The sequence below is a fragment of the Vibrio sp. 811 genome, assembly GCF_033339195.1.
Genome location: NZ_JAWOUB010000044.1, coordinates 1 through 5,968, shown reverse-complemented (window position 1 = coordinate 5,968; position 5,968 = coordinate 1). Strand labels below are relative to the sequence as shown.

Annotated in this window: 6 protein-coding genes and 2 tRNA genes; 5 read left to right on the top strand and 3 right to left on the bottom strand. The window is 44.7% G+C overall.

Going from position 1 to position 5,968, the window contains the following annotated elements; all coding sequences use genetic code 11:
* Window positions 1–78 precede the first annotated feature (78 nt).
* The 3 genes from glsB to trmB form a co-directional block, all read right to left on the bottom strand.
* Window positions 79–999, bottom strand: coding sequence for a glutaminase B (gene glsB / locus R7Q46_RS24475; RefSeq protein ID WP_005381007.1), 921 nt, complete (start codon window positions 997–999; stop codon window positions 79–81).
* 98 nt (window positions 1,000–1,097) lie between these two features.
* Complete coding sequence (locus R7Q46_RS24470) at window positions 1,098–2,126, bottom strand: TRM11 family SAM-dependent methyltransferase (RefSeq protein ID WP_005384509.1); 1,029 nt, start codon at window positions 2,124–2,126, stop codon at window positions 1,098–1,100.
* 17 nt (window positions 2,127–2,143) lie between these two features.
* The gene (trmB, locus tag R7Q46_RS24465) at window positions 2,144–2,863 is read right to left on the bottom strand and encodes a tRNA (guanosine(46)-N7)-methyltransferase TrmB (RefSeq protein WP_005384506.1); all 720 of its coding nucleotides are present in this window, start codon (window positions 2,861–2,863) and stop codon (window positions 2,144–2,146) included.
* 203 nt (window positions 2,864–3,066) lie between these two features.
* Here trmB and mutY point away from each other — a divergent pair, with 203 nt between their 5' ends.
* From mutY to R7Q46_RS24440, 5 genes are all read left to right on the top strand, one after another.
* Window positions 3,067–4,143, top strand: a complete 1,077-nt coding sequence (mutY, locus tag R7Q46_RS24460) for an A/G-specific adenine glycosylase (RefSeq protein ID WP_171346190.1) — start codon at window positions 3,067–3,069, stop codon at window positions 4,141–4,143.
* Window positions 4,144–4,162: 19 nt separating this feature from the next.
* Window positions 4,163–4,435: an oxidative damage protection protein gene (locus R7Q46_RS24455; RefSeq protein WP_005381002.1), complete on the top strand. Its 273-nt coding sequence runs from the start codon at window positions 4,163–4,165 to the stop codon at window positions 4,433–4,435.
* A 77-nt stretch (window positions 4,436–4,512) separates the two neighbouring features.
* Window positions 4,513–5,652, top strand: coding sequence for a membrane-bound lytic murein transglycosylase MltC (gene mltC, locus R7Q46_RS24450; RefSeq protein ID WP_005381001.1), 1,140 nt, complete (start codon window positions 4,513–4,515; stop codon window positions 5,650–5,652).
* A gap of 100 nt (window positions 5,653–5,752) precedes the next feature.
* A tRNA-Phe gene (locus tag R7Q46_RS24445) sits at window positions 5,753–5,828 on the top strand.
* Between the two features lie 66 nt (window positions 5,829–5,894).
* Window positions 5,895–5,967: transfer RNA gene (locus tag R7Q46_RS24440), tRNA-Thr, on the top strand.
* The last annotated feature ends 1 nt before the right edge of the window (window position 5,968 follow it).

Here is a 5,968-nt window from a genome sequence, read left to right as displayed (position 1 = left end):
GAGGGAGTAATCGCGCTGAGTTCTTTTAGTTGTTGATTTCATAACACTCTCCAATTTTGGGGGTAGAAAGTGTCAACATTAGAAAATTGAACGGCCAATTCGCTCTGAGAGCAGCTCAAGCGCCTTAGTACCCGCAAGCGAGTTACCTGAAGGATCAAGCTCTGGAGACCATACTGAAATGGTCATTTCACCAGGTACTACCGCGATAATGCCACCACCAACACCAGACTTACCAGGCATACCAACGCGATAAGCAAACTCGCCCGCGCCATCATACAAGCCACACGTTGCTAACAGTGCATTAAGTTGTTTGGTTTGCACAGGAGAAACTACAGGCTTACCCGTTTGTACCGATGTGCCCTTGTTTGCTAAATAGCTAAACGTTTTAGCCAAATCGACGCAACTCATCTTCAGCGCACAAGCGTGGAAGTAGTTTTGTAGTACTGGAATCACCTCATTTTCGAAGTTGCCAAACGAGCGCATGAGATATGCAATCGCCGCATTACGATCACCATGCATCATTTCGGATGCCGCAACGACTTTGTCATACACAATATGGGTATCACCAGAAAGCTGACGCACAAATTCCAACAGGCGCTGACGAGGTGCAGATAAGCGAGTTTGTAACAAATCTGCCACTACTATCGCTCCAGCATTTATAAATGGATTACGAGGAATACCTTGCTCCATTTCTAGCTGGATTAGCGAATTAAATGCCTGCCCCGAAGGCTCTTTTCCCACTCGAGACCAAATTTCTTCTTGCTTGTACAAGCACATCGCTAACGTCAAGCTCAATGCTTTTGAAATAGATTGGATAGAGAAAGGTTCATCGGCATCACCCGCCTTAATAACCTCACCTTCGTTGGTGTATACCGCAATACCTAACTTGTTGCTGGGTACTTTTGCCAGAGCAGGAATGTAATCAGCCACTTTACCTTGGCCGATTAAAGGGCGTACTTCCGCCAAAATATCTGTCAAAATTTCCACTGTCGGTTTCATTCTCTACCTTCTATTTACAAGAGAACTCGTTGAGCTCAGAGGTAAAAAAAGCCAACGTGTCGTTGGCTTTTCCATAGGGTTCGTTCGACTCAAGTCGATTATGGTTTTACTGCCACAATAATATTGCGGTTGATAGATTGATCAACACGGTGAAGATAACCGATGTAAGGCTCTTCTGAAAGTACCTTCCAACCTTGCTCTTCAAATAATGCCGCGACATCTTTCCATTTCAATGTGAATTCATTGAAAGACAACACCACTGAACCTTGCTTTTTCAATACCACTTTCCATGCAGGCAGAGCCTCTTTTAAAAGCTCTAGTGGGCTGCGGTTCAGTTTGCTGTCCTTGGCATTTTTGCTGCCGTGCTGCACGCCATAAGGCAAGTCAGACACCATCACATCAACTGAGTTCTTTTTCACGACTTGATCAGCGATACGAGTATCAGCCGAATACAGCTTCATAAACTGAAGATTGCCTTGGTTGTAATCTTCTTTATTTGCTGCAGCTTCAACCACGAAACCATCCGCCACTTTCTTGCCACCCGCAGTGCGCTTTTCTTTGCTCACTTTGTGCTTAAAGCGGCCATTCTTCATGAACTTAACAATAAAGGTCTGGATCTCTTGCACCCACTTGGCGTTGATCTCAACCCCTACCACGTTCAAACCGTGGATCAAGCCTTCAAATAAGGTTGTACCTTTACCACACATTGGATCCATTAAGGTCAGTTGTTCACTTCCCGTATTGGACGCACTAATGCCGATATTCACCATCAAACGGGTAAACTGTTCGTTTGTTTTCCCGGTGTAGCGCAAAATCTGGCTCATACTTTCCGGGAAAGTGTTAAATACGGGCGCTTGAACTGGTCGAAGTAAACCATCTTCGCGCACTTCAAATAGCGCATAGTAAATCGAAGAGGCTGCGATTCTTCGCGCCTGCTCATCGGTTAGCGCTTCCTGACAAGAAAACACCAACGCAGCAGGTAAGCCAACGTCTTTACTACCAATTTCTGTCACATCCACGCCTTGTGAAGCTAAAATTGCTTTTAGTTCAGAACAGGCAATGGTCATTGCGCTATCAAAGTAAATTCGGTTATGACCCGGATTCGCTAATATCGCGTAATGGTACATCCCATGAACTCCTCTGGTTACGCAATACGCTTATATTTGATATCCCAAACACCGTGACCAAGACGGTGACCACGAGCTTCAAACTTCGTTAGCGGGCGATCGTCTGGACGAGGAACGAAATCACCATCTTTAGCAATGTTTTCGAAACCTGGCGCTTGGTTCATCACTTCAATCATGTGCTCTGCGTAGTTTTCCCAGTCGGTCGCCATGTGGAAAATACCTTCATTAGGGATAAGCTTCTCACGCACCATTTCCGCAAAACCTAATTGAACAATACGACGCTTGTGGTGACGCTTCTTATGCCAAGGGTCTGGGAAGAACAATTGCAGTGTCGATAAGCTGCCATTTGGGATCATGTGTTCGAATACTTCTACCGCATCGTGACACATTACACGCAGGTTAGTAATTCCCGCTTCGCGAGCATCGGCAAGACAAGCACCAACGCCTGGGCTATGAACTTCGATACCGATGAAGTTTTTCTCTGGCGCGTTCTTTGCCATTTCAACCAATGAAGCACCCATACCAAAACCGATCTCAAGCACTACTGGGTTATCGTTGCCAAACACCTCTTTCCAATCGAGAAGTTCAGCTTTGAAGTCAATACCCATCGTAGGCCAGCATTCATTCATCGCGCTCTCTTGACCTTTAGTCAAACGCCCTTCACGGCGTACAAAGCTGCGGATTTTGCGGATCAGCTTTCCGTCTTCGTTGTATTCGTTAGTGGTTACTTCACTCATTGATTTTGCCTGCACATTGATTAATCAAAGCGGGGATTATCCAAAGAATTTACTTAGGTGCAAGTATTTGTTGAGCTCTTGGTCTATGGCAATCCAAAAGCAACGAAACACCTCTTTATATCCCTACTGTTTATCCGTTGTACTTCTTGCCCATTATGTGGTGCAATTTTGCACCTAACCAATAATAGAATACAGAGCAAGTCGTGACACCTTTCGCCAGTGCCATCCTAGAATGGTATGACGCATATGGAAGAAAAGATCTTCCGTGGCAACAAAATAAGACCGCATACAGTGTCTGGTTGTCTGAAATTATGCTTCAGCAAACTCAGGTCACTACGGTTATTCCGTATTACCAACGTTTCTTGGAGCGCTTTCCAACCGTAATCGATCTTGCCAATGCTGAGCAAGATGAAGTCCTACACCTTTGGACTGGCTTAGGGTATTACGCCCGAGCCCGTAACCTTCACAAAGCAGCACAAGAGGTCGCCTCTACATACAATGGTGAGTTTCCTCTTGATATAGAGAAAATGAACGCCCTACCGGGGATTGGTCGCTCTACTGCTGCCGCCATTTTATCGTCTGTGTATAAACAACCACACGCGATTCTTGATGGTAACGTGAAGCGCACCCTATCCCGCTGTTTCGCAGTTGCAGGATGGCCAGGACAAAAAAAGGTTGAAAACCAGCTGTGGGAAATTGCCGAAACGCATACCCCACAAACGGATGTAGATAAGTATAACCAGGCAATGATGGACATGGGCGCAATGGTCTGCACTCGCAGCAAACCCAAATGTAGCCTCTGCCCTGTTGCTGATCTGTGTGTGGCAAAGCAACAAGGTAATGTGCTCGACTACCCGGGCAAAAAACCGAAGAAAGATAAGCCAATCAAGCAAACTCGTTTCGTGATGCTTCACCACAACACCGAAAATGGTCATGAGGTGTGGTTGGAGCAAAGACCACAAACAGGCATTTGGGGTGGCTTATTCTGCTTCCCACAAACCGAACATGTGGATGCAGAAAGCGACATTGAATTGCTACTGGATCAACGCGGCATTCAAGCCAGCAATATCAAACAGAAGCAAACACTGATTACCTTTCGTCATACATTCAGCCATTACCACCTAGATATCACGCCAATTTTGTTTGATTTATCAAAGCAACCGGACGTGATAATGGAAGGCAACAAAGGTCTTTGGTATAACTTATCTAAACCTGAAGAAGTCGGTTTAGCCGCGCCAGTAAAACTATTGCTGGAAACGCTACCCCACGAACTTCGTTAATTGAATACAAGGAGTCATTATGAGCCGCACTGTATTTTGTGCTCGACTAAAGAAAGAAGGCGAAGGTCTAGACTTTCAACTTTACCCTGGTGAACTAGGTAAACGCATTTTCGACAACATCTCGAAAGAAGCGTGGGCTCAGTGGCAACACAAACAAACCATGTTGATCAACGAGAAGAAACTCAACATGATGGATCCAGAACACCGCAAACTGATCGAAACAGAAATGGTAAATTTCCTCTTTGAAGGAAAAGACGTTCATATCGAAGGTTACACACCTCCGAGCGAATAAAGTCGCTTGAGTTAAACAATGACATCACAACCATTTGTGGTGTCATTTTTCTATTACCTTCAATAACTCTGATACTTATGAAAAAAATTGTCTTTATTGCTGCCGCACTTTTAATGGCAGGCTGTAGCCGTGAATTCGTCGAAAAGATTTATGACGTCAACTACGAGCCAACAAACCGTTTTGCCAATAACTTAGCTGAGCTACCAGGACAATTTGAAAAAGATACTGCGGCGCTAGATGCCTTAATCAATAGCTTTTCAGGCAATATTCAAAAGCGCTGGGGTAAAAAAGAAATCAAGTACGCTGGCAAGAGTAATTACGTTAAGTACATCGATAACTACCTTAGCCGCGCCGAGGTCGACTTTCGCAAAGGCGTGATCACGATAGAGACCGTATCACCGACCGAGCCCCAAAAACACCTAAAAGACGCGATTGTCACCACCTTATTAACACCAGACGATCCCGCGCACGTCGACTTATTCTCCTCTAAAGGTATCACGTTAGAGGGGCAACCATTCCTGTATAAACAAGTTGTCGACCAAGACAATAAGCCAATTCAATGGTCTTGGCGGGCAAACCGATTTGCGGAATACCTCATCGCAAATAAAATAAAAACCAAAAATGTAGATTTCAAGAAAGCGTATTACGTCGAAATTCCCATGGTTGAAGACCACTTTTCAACTCGCAGCTACCAATACGCCGATATCGTGCGTCGAGCTTCCAAGAAATACGACATTCCAGAAGACTTGATATACGCCATTATTAAAACCGAGAGCAGTTTCAACCCATACGCGGTAAGTTGGGCAAATGCGTATGGCCTAATGCAAGTTGTACCTAAAACAGCGGGACGAGATGTGTTCAAACTCGTGAAAAAGCGCTCGGGCCAACCAAGCCCTGAATATTTGTTTAATCCAGAAAACAACATAGATACTGGTACTGCGTATTTCTATATCTTAAAAAATCGTTATTTAAGAGAAGTCCGCCACCCTACCTCTCTCGAGTACAGCATGATTTCAGCTTACAATGGCGGTACTGGAGGAGTTTTAAACACATTTCATCGCAGTGATCGCAAACGCGCAATGCAAGATCTTAATTCATTGCAACCCAACCAAGTTTATTGGGCGTTAACCAAGAAACACCCGAACGCAGAAGCGCGTCGCTACCTAGAAAAAGTTACAAATTTCAAAAAGGAATTTAACTCGAAGCAAACTTTGTAGTGACAGTTGAATAAAAAGCGTTCGAACAACCACTTTTTTGAAATTATTTAAAAAAAGTGGTTGACGCAACGCGGGAAAATCCGTTTAATAGCGCTCCGTTGCCCGGATAGCTCAGTCGGTAGAGCAGAGGATTGAAAATCCTCGTGTCGGTGGTTCGATTCCGCCTCCGGGCACCACAATTTGATTTGTTGGTGTCTTAACGAAATGTTATAACACGGACAAAAGCACAAAGAATAAAGTGTGCCGACTTAGCTCAGTAGGTAGAGCAACTGACTTGTAATCAGTAGGTCACCAGTTCGATTCCGGTAGTCGGCAC